At 49.0% G+C, this 21,247-nt stretch carries 15 protein-coding genes; 7 read left to right on the top strand and 8 right to left on the bottom strand.

All coding sequences use genetic code 11. The features are described 5' to 3' along the window. Nucleotides 1-207: 207 nt before the first annotated feature. From cmk to gyrA, 6 genes are all read right to left on the bottom strand, one after another. Nucleotides 208-906 carry a (d)CMP kinase gene (gene cmk, locus ACO6V5_RS05855; RefSeq protein ID WP_422133900.1) on the bottom strand — a complete coding sequence of 233 codons (699 nt, stop codon included), beginning with the start codon at nucleotides 904-906 and terminating at the stop codon, nucleotides 208-210. A gap of 173 nt (nucleotides 907-1,079) precedes the next feature. Beyond that, a complete protein-coding gene (locus tag ACO6V5_RS05850) occupies nucleotides 1,080-2,042 on the bottom strand; it encodes a prephenate dehydrogenase/arogenate dehydrogenase family protein (RefSeq protein WP_422133901.1) in 963 nt (320 codons plus the stop codon). Between the two features lie 114 nt (nucleotides 2,043-2,156). Further along, nucleotides 2,157-3,266: a histidinol-phosphate transaminase gene (gene hisC / locus ACO6V5_RS05845; RefSeq protein ID WP_422410044.1), complete on the bottom strand. Its 1,110-nt coding sequence runs from the start codon at nucleotides 3,264-3,266 to the stop codon at nucleotides 2,157-2,159. A 110-nt stretch (nucleotides 3,267-3,376) separates the two neighbouring features. Next, nucleotides 3,377-4,462 (bottom strand): prephenate dehydratase, encoded by a 1,086-nt coding sequence (gene pheA, locus ACO6V5_RS05840; protein WP_422133903.1) that lies wholly within the window; start codon nucleotides 4,460-4,462, stop codon nucleotides 3,377-3,379. Nucleotides 4,463-4,561: 99 nt separating this feature from the next. Continuing rightward, on the bottom strand, nucleotides 4,562-5,680 hold the full coding sequence (gene serC / locus ACO6V5_RS05835) for a 3-phosphoserine/phosphohydroxythreonine transaminase (protein WP_422410047.1): 1,119 nt from the start codon (nucleotides 5,678-5,680) through the stop codon (nucleotides 4,562-4,564). 140 nt (nucleotides 5,681-5,820) lie between these two features. After that, nucleotides 5,821-8,442, bottom strand: a complete 2,622-nt coding sequence (gene gyrA / locus ACO6V5_RS05830; protein WP_422133905.1) for a DNA gyrase subunit A — start codon at nucleotides 8,440-8,442, stop codon at nucleotides 5,821-5,823. 532 nt (nucleotides 8,443-8,974) lie between these two features. Between gyrA and ubiG the strand changes: the two genes are divergently transcribed. The 4 genes from ubiG (at nucleotide 8,975) to ACO6V5_RS05810 (ending at nucleotide 12,961) form a co-directional block, all read left to right on the top strand. Then, nucleotides 8,975-9,682 (top strand): bifunctional 2-polyprenyl-6-hydroxyphenol methylase/3-demethylubiquinol 3-O-methyltransferase UbiG, encoded by a 708-nt coding sequence (gene ubiG, locus ACO6V5_RS05825; protein WP_422137110.1) that lies wholly within the window; start codon nucleotides 8,975-8,977, stop codon nucleotides 9,680-9,682. An 8-nt stretch (nucleotides 9,683-9,690) separates the two neighbouring features. After that, a complete protein-coding gene (locus tag ACO6V5_RS05820; RefSeq protein WP_422133906.1) occupies nucleotides 9,691-10,410 on the top strand; it encodes an HAD family hydrolase in 720 nt (239 codons plus the stop codon). Then, a complete protein-coding gene (locus ACO6V5_RS05815) occupies nucleotides 10,403-11,176 on the top strand; it encodes a YciK family oxidoreductase (RefSeq protein ID WP_422133907.1) in 774 nt (257 codons plus the stop codon). Before ACO6V5_RS05820 ends, ACO6V5_RS05815 begins: the two co-directional genes overlap by 8 nt. Before the next feature lie 144 nt (nucleotides 11,177-11,320). Continuing rightward, nucleotides 11,321-12,961: an HAD family acid phosphatase gene (locus ACO6V5_RS05810; RefSeq protein ID WP_422133908.1), complete on the top strand. Its 1,641-nt coding sequence runs from the start codon at nucleotides 11,321-11,323 to the stop codon at nucleotides 12,959-12,961. Here the strand turns inward: ACO6V5_RS05810 and ACO6V5_RS05805 are convergent. Further along, the gene (locus ACO6V5_RS05805) at nucleotides 12,933-13,337 is read right to left on the bottom strand and encodes a PPC domain-containing DNA-binding protein (protein WP_422138072.1); all 405 of its coding nucleotides are present in this window, start codon (nucleotides 13,335-13,337) and stop codon (nucleotides 12,933-12,935) included. The genes ACO6V5_RS05810 and ACO6V5_RS05805 overlap by 29 nt on opposite strands. A gap of 449 nt (nucleotides 13,338-13,786) precedes the next feature. Here ACO6V5_RS05805 and ACO6V5_RS05800 point away from each other — a divergent pair, with 449 nt between their 5' ends. From ACO6V5_RS05800 to mukB, 3 genes are read left to right on the top strand one after another with little or no spacing between them, the layout of a single operon-like run. Beyond that, nucleotides 13,787-15,139 (top strand): hypothetical protein, encoded by a 1,353-nt coding sequence (locus tag ACO6V5_RS05800; protein ID WP_422410051.1) that lies wholly within the window; start codon nucleotides 13,787-13,789, stop codon nucleotides 15,137-15,139. Then, entirely contained in the window at nucleotides 15,129-15,881 is a 753-nt protein-coding gene (locus ACO6V5_RS05795) for a chromosome partition protein MukE (protein WP_422133911.1), read from the top strand. The genes ACO6V5_RS05800 and ACO6V5_RS05795 overlap by 11 nt, the downstream gene beginning before the upstream one ends. Next, nucleotides 15,878-20,281 (top strand): chromosome partition protein MukB, encoded by a 4,404-nt coding sequence (gene mukB, locus ACO6V5_RS05790; protein ID WP_422410054.1) that lies wholly within the window; start codon nucleotides 15,878-15,880, stop codon nucleotides 20,279-20,281. Before ACO6V5_RS05795 ends, mukB begins: the two co-directional genes overlap by 4 nt. A gap of 49 nt (nucleotides 20,282-20,330) precedes the next feature. Here the strand turns inward: mukB and ACO6V5_RS05785 are convergent, their stop codons facing one another. After that, nucleotides 20,331-21,188 carry a DUF4892 domain-containing protein gene (locus ACO6V5_RS05785; protein ID WP_422410056.1) on the bottom strand — a complete coding sequence of 286 codons (858 nt, stop codon included), beginning with the start codon at nucleotides 21,186-21,188 and terminating at the stop codon, nucleotides 20,331-20,333. Between the last annotated feature and the right edge of the window lie 59 nt (nucleotides 21,189-21,247).

The following is a 21,247-nucleotide window of genomic DNA, read 5'->3' as shown; positions in this document are numbered from 1 at the left end:
CAGAAAAGCAGTGACTACCGATCGCATGCTGGCCACACCGCCAGTCAGTGTGGGTTGTTTTTCAAAAAACACCGTATGGTTGTAACTGGCAATCTGCACCACACGGCTATTCACGCCGGTCTTTCCGGAAGTCGGTCAGACCACCTCGATATAAACAGGCTGTCGAGCTCCTCAACAACCAGCAGGTTCCGAAATGATTAACGTTAATCAGATCAGGCCATTCTGTCGCATGACATCCACTACACGACTGAAGACTTCCTGAATACTCAATCTGGTGCTGTCCAGAACAATAGCATCATCGGCGGGTTTCAGCGGGGCGACATCGCGATTCATGTCACGTTCGTCCCTGGCAAGAATGTCAGCTAAAAGCTGGTCAAAGCTAGCATCAATACCTTTCTGTTGCAACTGATTTTGACGGCGTTTCGCCCGCTCTTCCGGACTGGCTGTAAGGTAAACTTTGACGTTAGCATGGGGGAATACCACAGTTCCCATATCCCTTCCATCGGCAACCAGACCCGGAGCTTCTGCAAAGTCCTGCTGACGCCTCAAAAGAGCCTTCCTGACACCCGGCAAAGCCGCCACCTGAGAAGCTTTGGCTCCCACCTCTTCGGTCCTCAGATTAGCGCCAACGCGCTCACCCTCAAGAACGATTTTCAGACCTTCACCATCAGCACCCGGTTCAAATTGCACATCCAGGTGACCTGCTAAAACTTCCAGTGAATTTTCATCGGAAAAATCCACCCCGTGATTCATGGCCGCCAGCGCCGTCAGTCGATACAAAGCACCACTGTCGAGCAGATGCCAGTCAAACTCTTTCGCCAGCAGAGCCGCAACCGTTCCTTTCCCGGAACCGCTGGGACCATCAATAGTTACGACCGGCACGCTTATATATGAAGAAGTTTTCATTGACTGACTCTCTAATCCATGAAGTAATTAAGAATTACTTCTGTCGCTGCAGACATATCAATATCTCTCACGCTTGAATACCTTCTGTAGAGAGCGCCAGACCCGCATCGAAAGCCGGGTTGACGAAGTTAGCTAAGGATGTGACCACACTGGCACAATCCGGAATACGAATCTCAGCTTAGGGAATCACCCTGATTCTCATCAAGGGTATTCATACGGGCTCTTTTTTCCAGAATACTGGCAAAGTGCTGCCGTGCAGACTGGGCTCGCTCAAAACTCGCCAGTATCCCTTTGCTGTCTTTCTCAACGATGGCTTGACGAAGATGAGTCAAGCCCTCAGAAAACTGATCCAGCGAGGAAATAATAGCCTCGCTATTACCCAGGGCAATATCGTGCCACATGATCGGATCACTGCCAGCAATGCGGGTAAAGTCTCTAAACCCTCCGGCGGCGTAACGAAAGATATCCTGATTTTCAGGATTGCCCGCCAGCGTATCCACCAGTGAAAACGCCAGGAGATGAGGCAAATGGCTCGTCATTGCCAGCACTTCATCGTGACGCCGAAAATCCATAGCGTTGACCTGGGCACCACAGCATTGCCAGAGATGCCTGACGAGGGATAAAGCGGCAGTATCAGTGTTCTCCAGCGGTGTCAGGATCACCTTATGATTCTTGAACAGTCCGGCCCTGGCAGCAGTGACTCCGCTTTTTTCGGAACCGGCGATGGGATGACCCGGCACCAGATTCTCAGGTACACAGTCAAATATTTCCCGGGCAGCCTGGACCAGTACGCCTTTGCAACTACCCACATCCGTCATCACTTTGTCAGTGAGATCGAGACCCTTAAGTTGCCGGAGTAATTTTGGCATAGCCAGCATGGGAACTGATAGCAGGATAACATCAGCCTTGCTGACGGCGGATTCAAAATCTGTACAACCTTCTGCCACGATTCCCAGGGAAAGGGCTGCTTCGATGTTTTCGCCCTTGAGATCAAAACCCATCAGATGAAAGTTTTCACTGCACTCTCTGAGGGAAGCTGCAAATGATCCTCCAATAAGGCCCAGCCCGACCACCAGAATATTCAGTGGGGTACCGGTCTTGTTTTGCTCTATCACTACACGTTCAACCTTTTTCAAAAACCACTTTCAAATGTCTGTCGAATGAAAATGGCGACAGCCTCTTCAGACTAATAACTTTCGTACAGGGCTGTATTTCGCTCAGGGCTGTATTTCGCTCAGGGCTGTTATCACTCAAGACTGTTTAAGAGCGGACAGTGCTTCCAGAAAACGACGGTTCTCTTCTTCCAGACCAACGGAAACCCGGAGGTGCCCCGGCATTCCATAATTGCCAAGAGGTCTGACAATGACGCCCTGTTTGAGTAAGCGCTGATAACACTCCACACCTTCCATGCCAGCATCAAAAGTAATGAAGTTGCCATTGGATGGAATGTAATCAATATTCATGGACTTCAGACCCGCTTCAATCTGAGCCATTCCATCCTGGTTAACCTGTCTGGAACGGTTCAGGTATTCTTCGTCATTAAGAACAGCAACCGCTGCCGCCTCAACAAGATTATTAACATTAAAAGGCTGTCGTAATCGGTTGATAATAGAGGCTATTTCAGCGCTTGAAACAGAATAACCGATTCGACCACCCGCCAGACCGTAGGCTTTTGAGAATGTTCTGACCACTACAAGATTGGGGTATTCTTTCAGCAGCGCAATACCATCCGGGTAATCACTCTCCATGACATACTCAAAGTAAGCTTCATCCAGAACAACAATAACCCCTTCAGCTAGTTTACCCAGAAAGGCACGCAACTCTGTTTCTGAAAAACGGGTACCTGTCGGGTTATTAGGATTAGCCAGAAATACGATACGGGTATCAGAACGAACCGCTTTGGCCATCGCTTCCAGATCATGCCCCCAGTTTTTAGCCGGAACCACAATGCTTTCAGCCCCGCTCGCCTGAACTGCAATGGGATAAACCGCAAAGGCGTATTCAGAGAACACGGCTGAGAATCCTTCTTTCAGGTAGCACTGCGCCAACAGAACCAGAACATCATTGGAACCGTTACCAAAGGTTATCTGATCAGGATCAACCGCCAGCTTTCTGCAGAGAGTATCACGCAGATTGTAAAGACTGCTGTCCGGGTATCGGGCCAGCTCGGCCATTATTGCGGCAATGGCTTCACGGGAAGACTGAGCCGCCCCAAGAGGATTCTCATTGCTGGCCAGCTTAACAATACTGCTGGCATCCAGACCTTGTTCGCGCGCCAGCTCTTCCACAGGCTTTCCGGGAAGATAAGGATTCAGGGCACGTATTCCCGGTACGGCAAGCTTTGTAAAATCACAACCCATGTTTCACCTGTATATTCACCATCTACTCGTCCCCACACTGAAACCAGGGCTTTTAGACAGCCTCCAGAGGCAGGGACGAAAAATTGCTTCAATCGCGCATGGCTGTTTTGTTAAAGAACACCCTTCGGATAAGAGCCCAGAACACGGAGGTCATTCACTCTGTCAGCCAACTTTCCCAACACTTTCTGGATAACCGGATCGTCTTGATGACCTTCAAAATCAATGAAAAAGACATAGTTCCAGATGCCGGTACGGGATGGACGGGTTTCCACTCGAGTGAGATCCACATCATGAACATCGAACGCTTCAAGAATCGAATGCAGAGCACCGGACTGGTTTCTCATGCTGACGACAATTGAGGTTTTGTCTTCACCGCTGACGGGCACATCCTGATGACCAATAATCAGGAAGCGAGTGGAATTGTCGGGTTGATCCTCGATTTTCTCAGAGATTTTTTCCAGACCATAAATGTCAGCAGCCATATCACCAGCAATGGCCGCAGAGTTCCATTCACCCCTGATACGCTTGGCCGCCTCCGCATTGGAGCTGACCGCTACTCTTTCGGCCATTGGCCAGTGAGCATCCAGCCATTTACGACACTGTGCCAGTGACTGGGCGTGGGAGTAAATACGGGTAATATTGTCACGACGAGTGTTTTCAGAAACCAGCAGGTGCTGATGAATTCTCAATACAACTTCACCACAGATTTTCAGAGATGAATCCATGAAGCTGTCCAGAGTATGACTGACCACGCCTTCCGTTGAATTCTCAACAGGCACAACACCGTAGCTTACAGCTCCAGCCGTCACCTCCCTGAATACCTCATCAATCGCTGCCATAGGGACAGAAATCGCTGAATGGCCAAAGTGCTTCAAGGCCGCCTGTTGGGTAAAGGTGCCTTCCGGACCAAGAAATGCCACTCGGACGGGCTCCTCAAGGGCCAGACAGGCTGACATAATCTCCCTGAACAATCGAGCCATTTCTTCATCGTCCAGTGGACCATTGTTCCGTTCCATCACCCGACGCAAAACCTGGGCTTCACGTTCCGGGCGATAAAATACTGCCGCAGCGTCTTCAGTCTGCTTGACCCTGGCCACTTCCTGAGCGCAGCGTGCACGCTCACTGATCAGCTTCAGAATATCCTGGTCAAGTTTGTCAATTTTTGTCCGCAACCCCTTCAACTTGTCATCTGTCATAATGTTCTCTGCGTTTAATTGTAATGACCAGAGCCGTGCAATCAGCGGCTGGCAATCCTGCGAGCTTTGTGATTGAGATTGCAACGGATCAAGAATTTGTTATCCAAATTTTCTTTCGAATTCACGCATAAAAGCAATCAACGCATCGACATGCTCTTCCGGTACTGCATTATAAATACTGGCCCGCATACCGCCTACTGCCTTGTGACCCTTAAGGTAAAGAAAGCCATTCTTTTCAGATTCTGCCAAAAAGACTTTGTCCAACTCAGGGTCAGTCAGCGTAAAGGGTACATTCATTCTTGAACGCCATCGAGGGTCCACCTTGTTGTGATAAAAACCGGACTCATCAATCACCTGGTAAAGCTTGCCGGATTTGCGGGCATTGACCTGGTCGATCACCTCCAGCCCCCCCTGCTCCTTCAGCCACTCAAACACCAGACCGGCCAGATACCAGGCAAAGGTTGGCGGGGTGTTGTACATGGAATCCTTGTCCGCCTGCACTCGATAATCAAAAACAGCAGGACAACTGGAATGTCCTCGACCCAGGAGATCGTCACGCACGATGACCACTGTCAATCCTGCCGGACCAATATTTTTCTGGGCACCGGCATAGATAACCCCAAAACGGCCGACATCAACAGGCCCGGACAGGATATTGGATGACATATCTGCTACCAGCGGGACATCCACTGAATCCGGTATAAACGAAAATTCAAGACCACCAATAGTTTCGTTTGGCGTGTAATGGACATAAGCCGCATCTGAACTGAAGCGCCATTCACTTTCTTCCGGCATGGTATGGAATGAAGCTCCCTTACCGTCAGCAATAACATTGACATTCAAATAACGCTGAGCTTCCTTGATAGCTGATTGAGCCCAGTACCCACTATTGACATAGTCGGCGCTATTTTTCTCACCTCTCAGATTCAGCGGGACGGCAGCAAACTGCCCACGGGCACCCCCCTGTAAAAACAGAACCTTGTAGTTTTCAGGAATCTTCAAAAGCTCACGCAGATTTTGCTCCGCCTGCTCTGCGACTTTGAGAAAGGATTTCCCTCTGTGACTGACTTCCATAATGGAAGCCCCTTCACGGTTGTAGTCCAGCAGCTCATCACGAGCACGCTCAAGCACCGACTTTGGCAAAGGCGCCGGACCCGCCGAAAAGTTATAGGTTTGCCCTTTTGGGTCAGCCAGTGTTTTTGCCAATAGATTGTTCATACCATCCTCCCATACAGCCAGACTCGTCGATTCAGAAATGCGTAACTGCCGCTGAAATTGCTCCTGCATCTCAGGGATAAATTACATCCCGGCAAGTAAAACGCCAGCATGATGCTGGCGTTAAATTATGGAATACAGAATCAGCCTTCCTGCCCTTCATCAGGTTCGGCCTGAGAGGTTTCTTCCCCAGCCTCTTCGGTTTCATTGCCCTCAGCTGAATACTCTGGCTCTTCCGGCTCCTCAACCCTGGCAACACCGACCAGCTTCTCGCCTTCCTGAACCTTGATCAGGGTAACACCCTGGGTATTACGACTCATGACAGATATTTCATCGACACGGGTTCTCACCAGGGTCCCCTGATCAGAGATCAACATGATCTCTTCTCCATCCTGCACCTGAATAGCACCAACCAGCTCACCGTTCCGATCGGTACATTGCATGGAAATAACCCCTTGACCACCGCGCCCGGTGATTCTGAAATCTTCTACCGCCGTACGTTTACCGAAACCATTCTGACTGACGGTCAGAATCTGGGTGTCGTTTTCGGGAATAATCAGAGAGATAACTCTTTGTGCATCCTGTAACTTGACACCACGCACACCTCTGGCAGTTCTGCCCATGGCGCGCACGTCAGTCTCTTCGAAGCGGATCGCTTTTCCGGCGTTGGAAAGCAGCATAACCTGTTTCTCACCGGTAGTAATTTCAGCACCCACAAGAGTATCGCCTTCATCAAGACCCAGGGCAATCAGACCACTGGTTCTTGGACGGGAAAACTGCTCCAGAGGCGTCTTCTTAACCGTTCCCGCAGCCGTTGCCATAAAGACAAAGTGACCTTCGGTATACTCTTCTACAGGCAGCATCGCCGTAATCCGCTCATCCTCTTCCAGAGGCAGGATATTCACAATTGGGCGGCCACGTGAAGTACGGCCAGCTTCCGGAATCTGATAGACCTTCAACCAATAGACCTTACCCCTGCTGGAGAAACAAAGAATCTGGGTATGGGTATTGGCCACCAACATATGTTCAACATAATCTTCGTCTTTTACCGAAGCGGCAGACTTACCCCGACCACCACGGCGCTGTGCCTGGTAGGTGTCGAGCGATGTGGTTTTTGCATAACCACCATGAGACAGGGTGACGACCATGTCTTCTTCAGAAATCAGATCTTCAACGGTCAGATCCCGGCGTGAACTGGTGATTTCAGTGCGACGCTCATCGCCATACTCTTCAACCACTTTTTCCATCTCTTCGCGGATGACTTCCATCAAACGCTCAGAGCTGGAAAGAATGAGTAGTAACGCGGCAATTTTTTCCAGCAGCTCGCGGTATTCACTGAGCAGTTTTTCATGCTCCAGGCCAGTCAGTCTGTGCAGACGCATTTCCATAATTGCCTGAGCCTGAGCCGGGGACAAATAGTAGAGACCATCCTCTCTCATGCCAAACTCTGCAGGTAATTCTTCAGGTCGACAGGCATCGGCTCCGGCACGCTCTGCCATTTCCAGCACGTGACCGGGCTGCCACCCTTGAGCCACCAGTTTCTCTTTAGCTTCTGCAGGCGTTGGAGAGTCCTTGATCAAGGCAATTACCGGATCAATATTGGAAAGCGCTACGGCCAGACCTTCCAGCAAATGACCCCGCTCACGCGCTTTTCGCAGCTCATAAACGGTTCTGCGGGTCACCACTTCACGACGGTGGCGAATGAAGGCTTCCAGCATCTCCTTGAGATTCAGGAGTTTTGGCTGACCATCCACCAGCGCAACATTGTTGATACCAAATACGCTTTCAAGCTGGGTTTGGGCATAGAGGTTGTTGAGTACTACGTCAGCCACCTCGCCACGACGCAGCTCAATCACGACCCGCATACCGTCTTTATCAGACTCGTCGCGCAGCTCGGAAATGCCCTCAATTTTCTTGTCTTTAACCAGCTCGGCGATCTTTTCAATCAGCCGGGCCTTATTCAGCTGATAAGGAAGCTCGGTAACAATGATGGTACTTTTGTTTCTCTTCTCATCGTGCTCAATATCCGCTCGGGCACGAATATAGATGCGACCACGCCCGGTTCGATAGGCCTGCAAAATGCCCGCACGACCATTAATAATGCCAGCCGTCGGGAAATCCGGACCCGGAATGTATTCCATCAGGTCATCAACAGACAGACTCTCATCATCAATAAGCGCCAGACAACCTTTGACCACTTCAGTCAGATTATGAGGAGGTATATTGGTTGCCATACCGACGGCAATACCGGCAGCGCCATTCACCAGGAGATTGGGAATGCGGGTAGGCATAACAGCAGGGATCTGTTCCGTGCCATCATAGTTAGGCACGTAATCGACCGTTTCCTTATCCAGATCAGCCATGATGTCATGACTGATCTTCTGCATCCGGATCTCGGTATAACGCATGGCCGCTGCAGAGTCACCATCCACGGAACCAAAGTTACCCTGCCCGTCTACCAGCATATATCGCAGAGAGAATGGCTGCGCCATACGAACAATGGTGTCATATACTGCAGAGTCACCGTGGGGATGATATTTACCGATCACATCACCCACCACACGAGCTGATTTTTTGTAGGGCTTATTCCAATCATTGCCCAGCTCGTTCATTGCGAAGAGAACTCGCCGATGGACCGGCTTGAGTCCGTCACGTACATCGGGCAGTGCCCGCCCGACGATGACACTCATGGCATAGTCCAGATAGGACTGCTTGAGTTCGTCTTCGATGTTTACCGGAAGAATCTCTTTGGCGATATCAGTCATGTAAACCCAGTCGTCCTTTAGCTTGCGCCCAACGGATACCAGTCAGCACCCTTTCTCAACCCGGAAGGCCGGAAACCCGAACAATTCAATCAACACGCAGCCATGTGGAAGCAATCATTCAGTTCCTGTCTGAATAGAAAGGAGCGTTGAAATGAATTTAACGATAAAAAGGGCATGGCTACTTTTTTCATATTAAGTACGAAATAATACCACAGCTGCCAGCCCTACTGCGAGCAAGTCTATGCGTTGACAACAATATTTGTGAATAAAAAATGACACAGAAGTACGACATAGTAACTCTTTAGTATCCGGATAACAGGAATACTTAACTCTGATAACTCTGTCTGTATAATGCAGACAAGAATACAAACTGCGCTGTTACTTTCGAAAATCAACCGACTCTCGAAATTGGTTTTTTGCGTTATTCTTCGCATAAAGCGGTTTTCAGAGAGACCCGCTTCCCGGCGCACATTCAACACAACCGCATGAGAATCTGGACACTATGACTGCAAACCAGGACGAACCACGCCCAGTGCAAAACGTCGATCCAGCCGAAATTGCTAAATTTGAAGAGTTGGCCAGCCGTTGGTGGGACATGGAGGGTGAATTCAAGCCACTGCACGAAATCAATCCGCTGCGCCTCAACTACATCGACGAGCGAGTGGGTCTGGCCGGAAAAAAAGTACTGGACGTTGGCTGTGGTGGCGGCATTCTCAGCGAATCCATGGCACTTCGCGGCGCAGAGGTGACTGGCATCGACATGGGCGACGCGCCACTTTCTGTAGCTCGCCTGCACAGCATGGAAAGTGAAGTCGAAGTCAATTATCGTAAAATTCCGGTGGAAGAGCTGGCAGAAGAGATGCCCGGCACCTTTGATGTTGTCACCTGCCTTGAAATGCTGGAACACGTTCCCGAACCTGCATCCGTTATTCGCGCCTGTGAAAAGCTGCTCAAACCCGGCGGAAAGATCTTCTTTGCTACGATAAACCGCAACACCAAATCCTGGCTATTTGCCATTGTCGGAGCCGAGTATGTTCTAAAAATGCTACCCAGGGGTACACATGAGCACAGTAAATTCATTAAACCCCATGAACTCTGTAGCTGGATGCGCCAGACCGATCTGGAAGTACACGACATGACAGGCATGGTTTTCAACCCGTTTACTGGCGTTTATTCCCTCAAGAAGTCAGACACTGACGTTAATTACCTGATCTACGGCAGCAAACCAGAGCCCCAATGAGAACTCCGATGAGCCAAACGAACGCCATTGAAGGTATTTTTTTTGATCTGGACGGCACATTGCTGGACACCTCGGAAGACTTTATTTTCACCGTTAACAAAATGCTGGCAGACGACAATATGCCAGCGATTGATAGTGAACTGATTCGAAGCCATGTTTCGGAAGGCTCAAGAAAGCTTGTTCAACTTGCCTATGGTATAGAGCCACCTGATCCGAAGCTCGAAAGCCTCAGAACCAGGCTTCTTGAAGAATACAATGAATATATCAACAATGATCGCAGGGAAAAGGCTGCAAAACTGTACGACGGAATGCCAATGCTGCTGGATACTCTGGATGACAAAACCATTCCCTGGGGAGTCGTCACCAATAAACCTTCAGCTTATGCAAAAATCTTATTGGATCAGGCTGGCTTGAGCCAGCGTTCAAAAACATTGATCTGTCCAGACCATGTCAAACAGACCAAGCCCAACCCGGAAGCTTTGCTGGTAGCTTGCCAGCAAACAGATGCCAACCCGGCAAAGTGCATTTATATAGGTGATCATTTGCGTGATATCGAGGCTGGCAGAAATGCAGGAATGGTGACTATTGCAGCACTCTATGGTTTTATCAGCCCCATAGATACACCGGATCAATGGCACGCTGATTACAAGGTTTCGTCCGCAGAAGAGATTCTTCCGCTGCTGGAAAAGTATAAGTGGCAGCTGCCACGGAGAGCAACGCATGTTTGAATATACCGCACCCGACAACCTCCTCCGGGACAAAATCATCCTGGTCACCGGTGCAGGCAGTGGTATTGGCCGTACGGCAGCCCTGACCTTTGCACGCCACGGCGCAACCGTCATTCTGCTGGGCAGAACCATCAGCAAGCTTGAACAGGTCTATGACGAGATTGAAAAAAATGGCTGGCCCCAGGCAGCTATTTACCCCATGAACCTCGCCGGAGCCTCTGAACAGGACTATGCCAACCTGGCGGAAACTCTGAACAAAGAATTTGGCAGACTGGACGGGCTTCTGCACAATGCAGGTCTGTTGGGCGAACTCAAGACCATTGCACAGTTCGATCTGGACAAATGGAATGAGGTCATGCACGTTAATGTGACCGCCCCCTTTCTGCTCTCCAGAGAACTAATCCCCCTGCTCCGCAAGGCTGAATCGGGTTCTATTGCCTTCACTTCATCCAGCGTTGGCCATAAAGGGCGCGCTCACTGGGGAGCCTATAGCATTTCGAAATTTGCTACCGAAGGGCTTATGCAGGTCATGGCCGACGAAGAGGACGGCCTCAGTCAGGTAAGAGTCAACACGATTAATCCCGGAGGCACCCGCACAGCCATGAGAGCTTCTGCTTACCCCGGAGAGGACCCGATGAGTCGTCCGACGCCTGAAGATATTATGCCAGTCTATCTGTATCTGATGGGAGACGACAGTCACTCAGTCAGCGGCAAAGCCTTTCATGCCCAGCTTCCGGGTGATCCAGAGAACATTGCAACACTCTGACATCGCCGTGTGACCCACTTAAACGGTGGGTCATTATTTACCTTGTCAGCAAACAACCCGTTACAAAAAAACACGCCTTCCCTGAAACCTCGACTAGATTTTATCCTCGAAGCCCGCCGATAAATCGATCAGACAGAGGAATTCATGGCCATAGCTCAAACTTCAATCCTGCTCATAATGGCAGCATACACATCTGCATTGTCAGCACGTCCTGATGATTATTCCCAGAGAGAATTGAATGAAGAAAAAGTCGTTGCGTCCAATTGGCAACAACACTCACCGGAATATGAAGCACTGGTGTACCAGTCTTTTAACATGGCCAGAGACAACCTCAGCAACGCACTGAATCAACTACCGAAAGGCAAGCGTGCAGCGATAGTGACTGACATTGATGACACTTTGATCGAGGGCACCACCTATTTCTCAAGTATGGTGGGGACCGACGGTGCAAGAAACGTCGATGCTACTTTAGCCTGGTGGAAAGATCAGAAGATGGAAGCCTTGCCCGGTGCCTTAGACTTTCTGAATGAGGTTGATAACCAGGGGATAGACATCTTCTATGTCAGCGCTCGTTTTAATGAAGCCAAGGAACTTTCCCTGGCCAAACTAAAACGCTTGGGATTCCCGATCAAAGGAGCTGATTATCTACTCTTTCAGCAAACAGACAATAGAACATTAAGTAAAGAGAACCAACGTCAGAAAATCAGAGACAAGGGCTATCACGTACTGATGCTTCTGGGTGACCAGCTGGATGATCTGGCAGATGTGGAAGGCCATCACTTCAACAGGAGACAACAGTGGGTTCAGCAAAACCGAAGCAGATTCGGCAAAGATTGGATCTTTTTTCCCAACCTTGTCTATGGAAGCTGGGAGCATGCTGTGGTGACGGTGAACTTCAACCAGCTGTCTCCTGATGAGAAGCACGATGCCAAATTGAATGCGCTGAACTATTCTCACTTCGCGCAGATACAGGACCCAACATTTGCACTGCACAACATTAATGCAATGCTGTGGATGAACTCATCAGCGGATTATCATGCCCTGACGCATCAGGCTTACAATCAATCCACAAGAATATTGGCAAAAATGAATCAGAAAACCATGGAGAACCCTGCTATTGTCGTGAACATCAACGGTACCATATTACAATACACCCCCCAAAATCCTGACCTGAACCTACCTGCACCAGGATCAGAACAGAATCTGTTTAACTGGCACCTTGAACAACAAAAAAATGCAAAGCCAACCCCCGGAGCTCCCGAGTTTCTTGCTGGCGCAAAGGAAAAAGGATTTGATATCTTTTATGTCTCCGAAACACCAGTGTCGTCTGGTCGGCAGGGCAACAAGAAAGACATAGAAACGCTTACGGTCAGGAAATTAAGGGAGCTTGGCTACCCCGATGCAGACGAAACCCACGTTTTATTAAAAGGTGAACACTGCACTGAGGTCGAGCTGAAGAACTGCACAAAAACTTCTCAGCGACATGCGATCACCAGCGGACAGGTTGATAGAAAAAAACATCAGATCGCACTTTATATTGGTGACACACTCTCTGACTTTGGCCTTGAAGAAAATGGCTTTGACCCGGACCTGAAAGCATCCGTGGCAGCCAATAAAGACAGGTTTGGCCGTCAGTATATGATCATTCCCAACCCATTAAATACACGTCGACTTGTTACCATCTACAGCGATTATGCCGGTAAGCACATTGGTGATTTATCGAGTGAAGAGCAAGCCAACATCAGACGAAAATTGATCAGGAACTGGCCTGCGAAGCCTTTTTGACCACCAGCTCCAGATAACCTGTTTCATCATCTGCTTCCCGGGTGAAACAGGTATCGTCAAGAATACCCACAACTATTTCTGCTGTGGTTTCAATAATCGACCCCGGTTTTAAGTGACCACCAAAAACACGCCCTTCCTTGTCCGCCACACAGATATGCAAATGGAGCCCTGATGGACAACAGGTGCCAGAAAGAGAAAGAATTTCGAAGGGGCCCTGAAGTATCTTCTCCTGCTCTGCTCCGGCCAATCTGAGCGACAACACTTTCAGACTTCCCACGCAGGATAACAGAAAGGCTGCAGGCCATTCCTTGGCAAGGGTCAGGAGTTCGAAATAGAGATCATCGCCAGGAAGCAAACGTTGACTATGCGTTTTCATAACACCCAGACCTGTTTTACCTTAGGAAAGAGCTTAACAAACGCAGAAAAGAAAACAAACTCGCAGAAAAGAACAGGTTACTGACAGAGAGCAAGGGCAGCCCTGAAAAGCCGGGCCACCCTCTTAAAAAGCTCTGCTACCAACCAGATAACCGGTCGTGACAAAGCGCCGTAAAACCCGGGGCTTACTTTAAGTACCTAACCAGTTACTTAGTCAAATTGTTCAGCATTCCCTATTGTCAGCTGCCCGTATTTCAGTGCCCGTTTTCCTGACTAACTACCTCTGTTTGCACAGTATTATTCACTGCATTACTTACTGCTTATCAATTCTACTTTACGAGACTCGTTTGGTTTTCCATAATCGTGCCTTGACTCTATCAATGCCATCTCAATCACAGATTCAGCGTGGCATAACATTTATTTTCACATTAAGCAGCCAGGGAGTGCGGATTGACGGCATCTCGTGATATTCCTTCACTGATCAGCAACATTTTAACCAGCGGTCAAAAACTTAACCTGCAACCCGCAGAGCTAGCATTTCTTGCTACCCTGAGATACTGGAGAGATCAGGAATCTCAGCCAGAGTTCAGCGAAGCAGAGCTTCATATCGTCTATGAACAGGTTGATAAACACCTTATAGACAGTGATTCCGTCACATCTGAACGACGCTGCAATGAAACTATTCGTCGAATGATGGATCAAAACCTGCTGATCTGTCTGGAGGGTATCGGTGAAAAACAGCACGCTTACCTGCTTCCTCCCGTTTCAGAACAAATCGTTGAATCCATCTGCACAGGCTTTGACGCCTCCCATACCGCATTGAGCACACTGTTTATGACAGTCGCCAGCCACCTGCGGGAGATCAGGGATGCTGCTATCAATGATGGTAACGATCAGTACTGGCGTCTTCAAATCGAAGCACCCTTGGATGTCACTGTACAGCAACTCGTCACCGCGATTGATCATAGACAGAGACAACTGGACCAGGAAGCCATAGAAACACGGTCTGACGTCGTCGCCTTGCTGAAGCAAGACTGGCAAAATGCCATGACACAGTGTGAACACCTTCTGAATGATACCCAGGACCGATTACAGGATCTTCAACAACTGTTGCTGGCCTCCTGTCATGACCTGAGACAACTTCTGGAAGCCATTTCCCAGGCCTGCGAAACAGCGAATAGACATCTTGCAGCCCACTCGGTGTTCAGACTAGAGCAACACCTTGATCGCATTGAGCACTGGAGCGGAGAAAGACTGGCACACTGGGAAAGTTTCCATCAACGCGCCCATCAATATATCCGCCAGTTTATCAACATGGATGAACGCAAAGCCCTGATGGAAAGAACGCTGGACGCCATTCAACAGTATGATCAGAACCCCTGGTATCTCAATCTTTCCAGCGACGCTCCTTTACTTCGACTGAGAGAAATTGATGCGCCCCAGCCTGAAACCACTCAGTCCCGGGTCATCATGGATGAAGAGAGCATGACCGACATGGACGATCTTGAAAGCCGTAAAACAGCGATCGCTCAATGGCTAAAAACACGGGTTTCTGACAAAGGCTATCTTCCCTCCTATGAGGAAGCCTTAAGCGAACTTGCCAACACCCTACCCATGACCGATTTTTTGCAATCTGCGGGCTGGCTGTTCGAAGCCATGACCAGACTGGGCCATTTCCGTAATGCTCAGGATATTCCTGAAAGTTTCTGGCACCAAATCATGCCCAACCTCGAAGCCGAACACCTGCAATTAGAGCTAACAAAACCCATCACATCAGAGAGAGAATCTTCGCTTGAATGCTAACAACCCCTACCAGACTCTGGCCGATGTCATAAACGACGATCTCTTTCCCGAGCTGGACAGCCGACTGCGCCGGGGTGAGCATATTGATGCCAGACATACCCATCTCTATAGCATGTTACAGGCAGGCGAAACCTGGCTTGACGGGCATTACCAGCGTTATGGTATAGATCTGATTTGTGCTCAGGAAGACTATTATTACCTGCAGCCAAAACTGGGCAACAAAAATCTGATTCGCTCTAAAAAGCTCGACGAACTCAGCATGGTTCTGGGCCAGCTTTTGGCCTTGTATCACCTTGACCCGGAACAGCTCGAAGGCGGCGGCTGGATTCACGCGGATTCTTTGTTTGAACGTTTACGGATGCTTGTAGACGACAAGCGGCTGGCACGATTGCTGGACAGAAAGAAAATCGATACCCAGCTGGATCGTGAAAAAGCTATGGAAACCCTCAAGAGGTCACTGCGGCAACTGGCGAAGCTCGGCATGATCCGCATGGATGGCATAAAAGCAGACAGAGTTCAGACCCAATCCCCCCTGATGCGCTTTATTGAACCTGTAAGAAGCAGCCAAATGACCCGGGAAAGTCTGGAAAAGCTGGTGCAATCCGGTTCTATTTCTCTGGAGGCAGACGAAGAAGTGGCAGACGAATCAGTAACGGATGAAACACTAAACAGCGACGAACCGGCAGCAGAAAACAAAGGTTCCGTTGAAGGCAATGAAGAGATTAAGGAAGTCGAAGCATGAGTCAGACACGTACGCAGATTAACAGTCTGACGCTGGTCAACTTTCGAGGGATATTCTTTAAAACTCTCTCATTGCACCAGTGGATGAGCAACCTGATTGGCCATAATGGGGCCGGCAAAACGACCATTATGGGCGCACTGCTGGTTAACCGGGTACCAGACAATCGTCTGGTAAGATTAAGAAACAACTCCGACAGCGGTCAGGATCGCAGCGATAATGGTATCTGGGGACGCATTGACAAAGGCACCTGTTATTCTCTGGTGGATTACACCCTGTACAACGGTGAACGTGTCATCGCCGTCGTCCAGCTAAAGCGCCTTGGAAAGCCCAGAGTCGAGCTGAAAATGTTTGCCATTTCGGGCATAGACCAAGACATATCAGTAAAAGACCTGATGATGAGTCCTGCGGGTGAGAATCGTTACGATGCACTGGAAGGAAACGCCCTTTCAAATCAGATTGCCATTCAGGGCGGAACACTGAAACGCTTCAAATCTCTCGGCCAGTTTATGGACTGGCAATTTCAGTGCCGGATCATTCCCCGCAGAATGGAAAACATCAGAGACCGCCAGCGTTATTATCGAATGTTGGAAACCAGCCTGTATGGTGGCCTTTCTTCTGAAATGCAAAAAGGGCTCCGGGACTACCTGCTAACATCGGAAGAAAATGTTAAAAAGTCGGTCGGTTCCATGCAGAATGCTTTGCAGGAAACTCGCAAAACACGGGACAGTATTCACCATACCCGTGAAAAACGGGAGCTGATTAAAGAGTTACTGGATTCAAGCTACAAACTGGGCGAAAACATCATAGCATTGGCACAGAGACTTCAGGTCCAACTTGAGCAGTCGCTGATTGATTGCCAGAACCAGACTGAGCGCACTGAGTCAGATATCACAGCTCAACGACAGCAAATCAGCGCAATTGAGCTTGAAATAGAGCAACTGGAAAGTACCAGGGAACAGCTCCAGACTCATGAAACCATGGCCCGTACTCAAAAGGAACAGGCCGAAACACTGGACCGAATCCACACTGAGTCCAGACTGCTGAAACAAGAAAATGACAATATTCATGAACGCCTGCAACAACAGAACGAACAACTTGAAATACTGGAAGCTCAAAAACAGCAACAAAACCAGCAACTGGAACAAATAGAAGAGGACGTTCGATCACTCGTTAAACAGCTGGCTGACGCTGAAGATGCTTATTCTGAAGAAGCCCGTAAAGCCGGACTCTATAATCAGGCTTTAGCCAGCCTTGAAGAGTGTCGCAGCCATCTGTCGGATGCGACCCTGAGTGAAAAAAACCTCAGTCAGATTCTTCAGCAGACGATTGCGCAGCGCAGCGAACTCTCAGCAGAGTATCATGTTAAACGGCCCCTGCTGGAGCAGATGGAAAATATCAGACATCACTTTGATCAGTGTCTACCGATCCTGTCTCTCCTTGAAAACAGTGAAGTGTCTACCGCCAATGTCGGCCAGTTATCAGACAAGTGGATTCAGGTAAAGCGCTCAAAAGAGCATGATACACGTCAAATAAAGGTTATAAAGGACAGGCTGGAATTAACACAACGCAAACTGGCAGAACAACAACGACTTAAAGAAGGCATCGCCAGACTACCCTCCCCCTTCAACCATGCCATAACAAACCATGCACAATGGCTGACTCACCTGAAGCAGGGAGAGACGGACAAAGCCCTGATCAGTGAACAACTGAGTACACTTTCCGATGCCATTCAGGACCTGAAAGTGAAGCAGCAGCAGCTGGAACAACAGCGTTTACAAAAGCAAAAAGATCATACCCAATGGCTGGAATATGAAAGTCTCAAACAACAGCTGTTTGAGCTAAACGACGATATTCAATTAGAACAGCCGGATGAGCTGAGTACTCTTCGCTATACATTGACCGAACAGCAGAATATCTGCCATCGTCAGGACCTTGGGCTTGAGACCGAACTGAGCACCCTGAGACTCAGGTTGAAAGGGCTTGAAATCTGCGATTCAAAAGAGCAGATCCAGCTGCAAAGACTGGCGGAATTGACAAAGGGTCAGCTGGTAAGCCAGTTCTTTGATGAAGATGAGATTTCACTGGCAGAAGCCGCCTGGCTGGAAGCCAAAATGGGTCCCTTACGCAATGCGCTACTGGTAAAGGATGTTGAGAAGGCAGCGGCACTGATCAGACAGGAAACTGATCGCCCTGACGATGTCTGGTTGCTTGAGGGTGATTCGAGCACCAGCTTTTCTGAAGACCTCTTCATTGAATCACCGTTACATCAGGATGAAGACGGCAGTGTACTGGTGAATCTTTCAAAGAACATTTCCCGTCTCAGCAAGGAACCTGAATTTCCTACTCTCGGTAAACTGGCCCGCGAGAAAGAGAGAGCAAGACTCATTGAACGGGAAGAAAACATTCTCGATGAGAGACAAACGCTGGCCGTCAACCGCAGGAAACTTGAAAAACAGTTTACTCTGCTCGACAGGATGGCACCTTTATCGCAGTGGATTGGCCAGGAGGAGCCTGACCTCCAGTCACTGGCCGTAAGCATTGAAGACTGTCAAAACCAGCTCACATCGTCTCAGGCCACCCGGACTCAGAAAGATACAGAGTTAAAAACGCTTAACCATGTTGTCTCTTTTCTGGCCTCTCAACAATCCAATGCCACTGTTCTTGATGAAGTCGATCTTGCCATGACAGTGGAGAGTCTGGAGTCCCGGCAGACTCAGTGCCTCGAAGCCGCCGAATGGATCAAAATACATTCTGAAAATATCAGTCAACTGGAAAGCAGTCGTTTATACCTTGATACCCCTCCGGCTGAAGACATTGAAGTCTTCAAGGCCAGTCTTGATAAACTCGGCAACCAGATAGCCGAGTCAGATAAGACTATTGATCTGCTCCAGCGCACAGAACAGACCCTGCCAAACCTGCGCTTTAAAAACTCAGTCCATCGTCAGAACGAAACCAGCTCATTGAGAGAATCCCTGAAACGGGAATGGGAAGAAAAAGACTCCGGAAAACAGGTCCAACAGAGAGAACTCGAACTCCTTAAGGATCAGCTGCAGGCTCTTAACAATAATATGTCTGCCGATAAAAGCGTACTGCAACACAACGAAGGCCAGCTTCTACTTAAAGAAAACGAGATCAAAGGCATCCCACTGGATTGGCATGAAACACTGACAGACCAGATGAAAGCCCGTTTGGACGAGGTCATCCGTCAACTAAAAGATCTTGAGCCGAAACACAACACCCTGTTCAAGTCAGTCACAGAATGTCGCTCAGAGCTGAATACACTGCAGAATCATTTGGAAGCACTGCAAAAAGACCTTCAATCTATTACCCCAAAGAGCGCGACAGCAAAACAACAGTGGCAGGGGATTGAAGAGCGTGCCAGCCAGTCCGGCTTGCTGAACCGACTTCACTCTCAGCAATTACTCCATGAGAGTAGTGAAGCGTTAAAAGAAAACATTTCAACCGCCCGGGCGAGACTGGAACAGGCTCTCAAGCCTGAACCTGAAAATACCCTGCTCAGACGCTTGTCCCAAGCCAGTGCTTCCGACCTGCCCGACCTGTTTGAATGCGTTCTTTATGCCCAACAACTGCTGGCAGAGCGAATGGATAAAACCATTTCCAACTCTGATGATCCCAGACAAGCACTGGAACAACTTGAAGAACATCTGGTTCGATTGGAAGAGCGACTTAAGGATGCAGAAGAGCAGTTCCTTGCTGAATCGGAATACATGGGCCAGAACATTCAACGCAGTATTAACAGACAGCGGAAGCAGATTTTTCAACTTAACTCTGCGCTGTCCAGCGTTCACTTTGGCACCATCCGCTCTATCAAAATCGAAGTGCAGGAGATTGAGAGCTTCAAAAAGGTACTGGATGCCCTGCAAAGCCAGTTCTATGGCGATCTTTTCAAACAGCCTGAAATGACCGTTGAAGATGCCCTTGCGGCAATATTCAAACGGGAAACAGGTGGCACCATTACCGGGGAGAAGCTACTTGACTATCGCGAGTACATCAAACTTAATATACTGATTCAACGCGCGGGCAGCAGCCAGTTTGAAGCCGCCAATCCGACCAACCTGTCTACCGGTGAAGCCATAGGCACAGGCCTGGCGGTACTCACCATGGTACTGCACTCCTGGGAATCCCAGAACCGTGAAGGAAACGGCCATGCAGCCAATCGCCTGCTGTTCCTTGATGAGGCGGCGCGACTGGATGCCCGGGCACTCCAGACTCTGGAAGAACTCTGTGCCAATCAGTCATTGCAATTGCTGGTAGGCGCTCCGGACAACGTTCTTCCAAAGAATGGCGTAACGTACCGCATGGTACGTCTCATGGAGCCTTATGAGCACGTTATTTTTTCAGGGGTCAGAAGTAAGCCTGTAGCTTTGGAAAGTGTTTAATGGCTGACTTCCCGATGGAGGAAGACGCTATGATGGCTATCAAGTTACTCTATTGAAGCAACTGCCAATGCATCATTGCCTCTTCCTGGTCTCCAACAATCCATTGAATGCGGAAACGACTGGAGCCAATAGCGTCTTCCCTCAGTCTGGACTGAAGGAGACTTTTGAATTGTTGCAACTGCCTGCTGTGACTGTCCACCTCAGAGACTCTTTCAGCTGAAGCTGACTCGACCGTAATCAACAGGGCTCTGGTCTGGTTTTCAAAAGCCTTAAGCAGGGACTTGTAGGCTTCTGAACGGGCCAGAGCAGATGAACTGCTCGGCAAGGTGATCATGACAACCTGGTTGTTCCTCACTACTTTTGTTTTGCCGGCAGTGAAGATATCGACCAGGGCGTACTCTCTTTTGTCGCCTCTGCGAACCGTATAGGTCAGATAATAAACGGTCTTACCATCGACTTGCTTTTCACCCAGAAAATAGGCCTGAGTCTTATCAAGTCCATACAAACGGGCTACGTCAAAAACATTGTTCGCCCAGAAATTACTGGCCCCACAGCTGAAACGTTCGCAGCTGTAAACAGGGGTGACACCCAGTTTTTCAAACTGATCGGTAAAAAATCCATAGGCTTCGTCACTGCTTTTACCACTGGGCAGCTGGTAGAGTTTTCGATTGAGAGAGCCATCGAGCCACTGCTCTGAATCGGCAGTCACGACACCGTTCACCTTTTTCATTGGGCTACTGATGACCGGATAGCTGGTCACCTGCTGTTCGAATTCAAGGTTGAGAGTGGCATTGGGAAACGGGGTTATTTCATCAGCAATGAGAGTACCAGAGACAATAAGGCCACCTGCCAATGTTAAAGTCTGTGTTCGTCTTAATAAAGAATGAAAAATGGTTATGATTTGCATTTCAATCCCGACCAATGAAGTACCGCTTTTTTATCAGATATAAGTACCTTTCAGGTGCC

This window comes from Endozoicomonas sp. ALD068 (assembly GCF_049310145.1).
GTDB lineage: Bacteria > Pseudomonadota > Gammaproteobacteria > Pseudomonadales > Endozoicomonadaceae > Endozoicomonas_A.
The sequence above is the reverse complement of the archived record's forward strand: the minus strand, read 5'-3'. Positions and strand labels throughout refer to the sequence as shown.

Bases quoted from the DNA above. Each gene is read 5' to 3' on its own strand.
- hisC (WP_422410044.1), bottom strand. From the start codon at position 3,266: ATGGGTTGTGATTTTACAAAGCTTGCCGTACCGGGAATACGTGCCCTG.
- mukB (WP_422410054.1), top strand. From the start codon at position 15,878: ATGAGTCAGACACGTACGCAGATTAACAGTCTGACGCTGGTCAACTTT.
- ACO6V5_RS05810 (WP_422133908.1), top strand. From the start codon at position 11,321: ATGGCCATAGCTCAAACTTCAATCCTGCTCATAATGGCAGCATACACA.
- ACO6V5_RS05815 (WP_422133907.1), top strand. From the start codon at position 10,403: ATGTTTGAATATACCGCACCCGACAACCTCCTCCGGGACAAAATCATC.
- pheA (WP_422133903.1), bottom strand. From the start codon at position 4,462: ATGACAGATGACAAGTTGAAGGGGTTGCGGACAAAAATTGACAAACTT.
- cmk (WP_422133900.1), bottom strand. From the start codon at position 906: ATGAAAACTTCTTCATATATAAGCGTGCCGGTCGTAACTATTGATGGT.
- ACO6V5_RS05785 (WP_422410056.1), bottom strand. From the start codon at position 21,188: ATGCAAATCATAACCATTTTTCATTCTTTATTAAGACGAACACAGACT.
- ACO6V5_RS05820 (WP_422133906.1), top strand. From the start codon at position 9,691: ATGAGCCAAACGAACGCCATTGAAGGTATTTTTTTTGATCTGGACGGC.
- gyrA (WP_422133905.1), bottom strand. From the start codon at position 8,442: ATGACTGATATCGCCAAAGAGATTCTTCCGGTAAACATCGAAGACGAA.
- serC (WP_422410047.1), bottom strand. From the start codon at position 5,680: ATGAACAATCTATTGGCAAAAACACTGGCTGACCCAAAAGGGCAAACC.
- ACO6V5_RS05805 (WP_422138072.1), bottom strand. From the start codon at position 13,337: ATGAAAACGCATAGTCAACGTTTGCTTCCTGGCGATGATCTCTATTTC.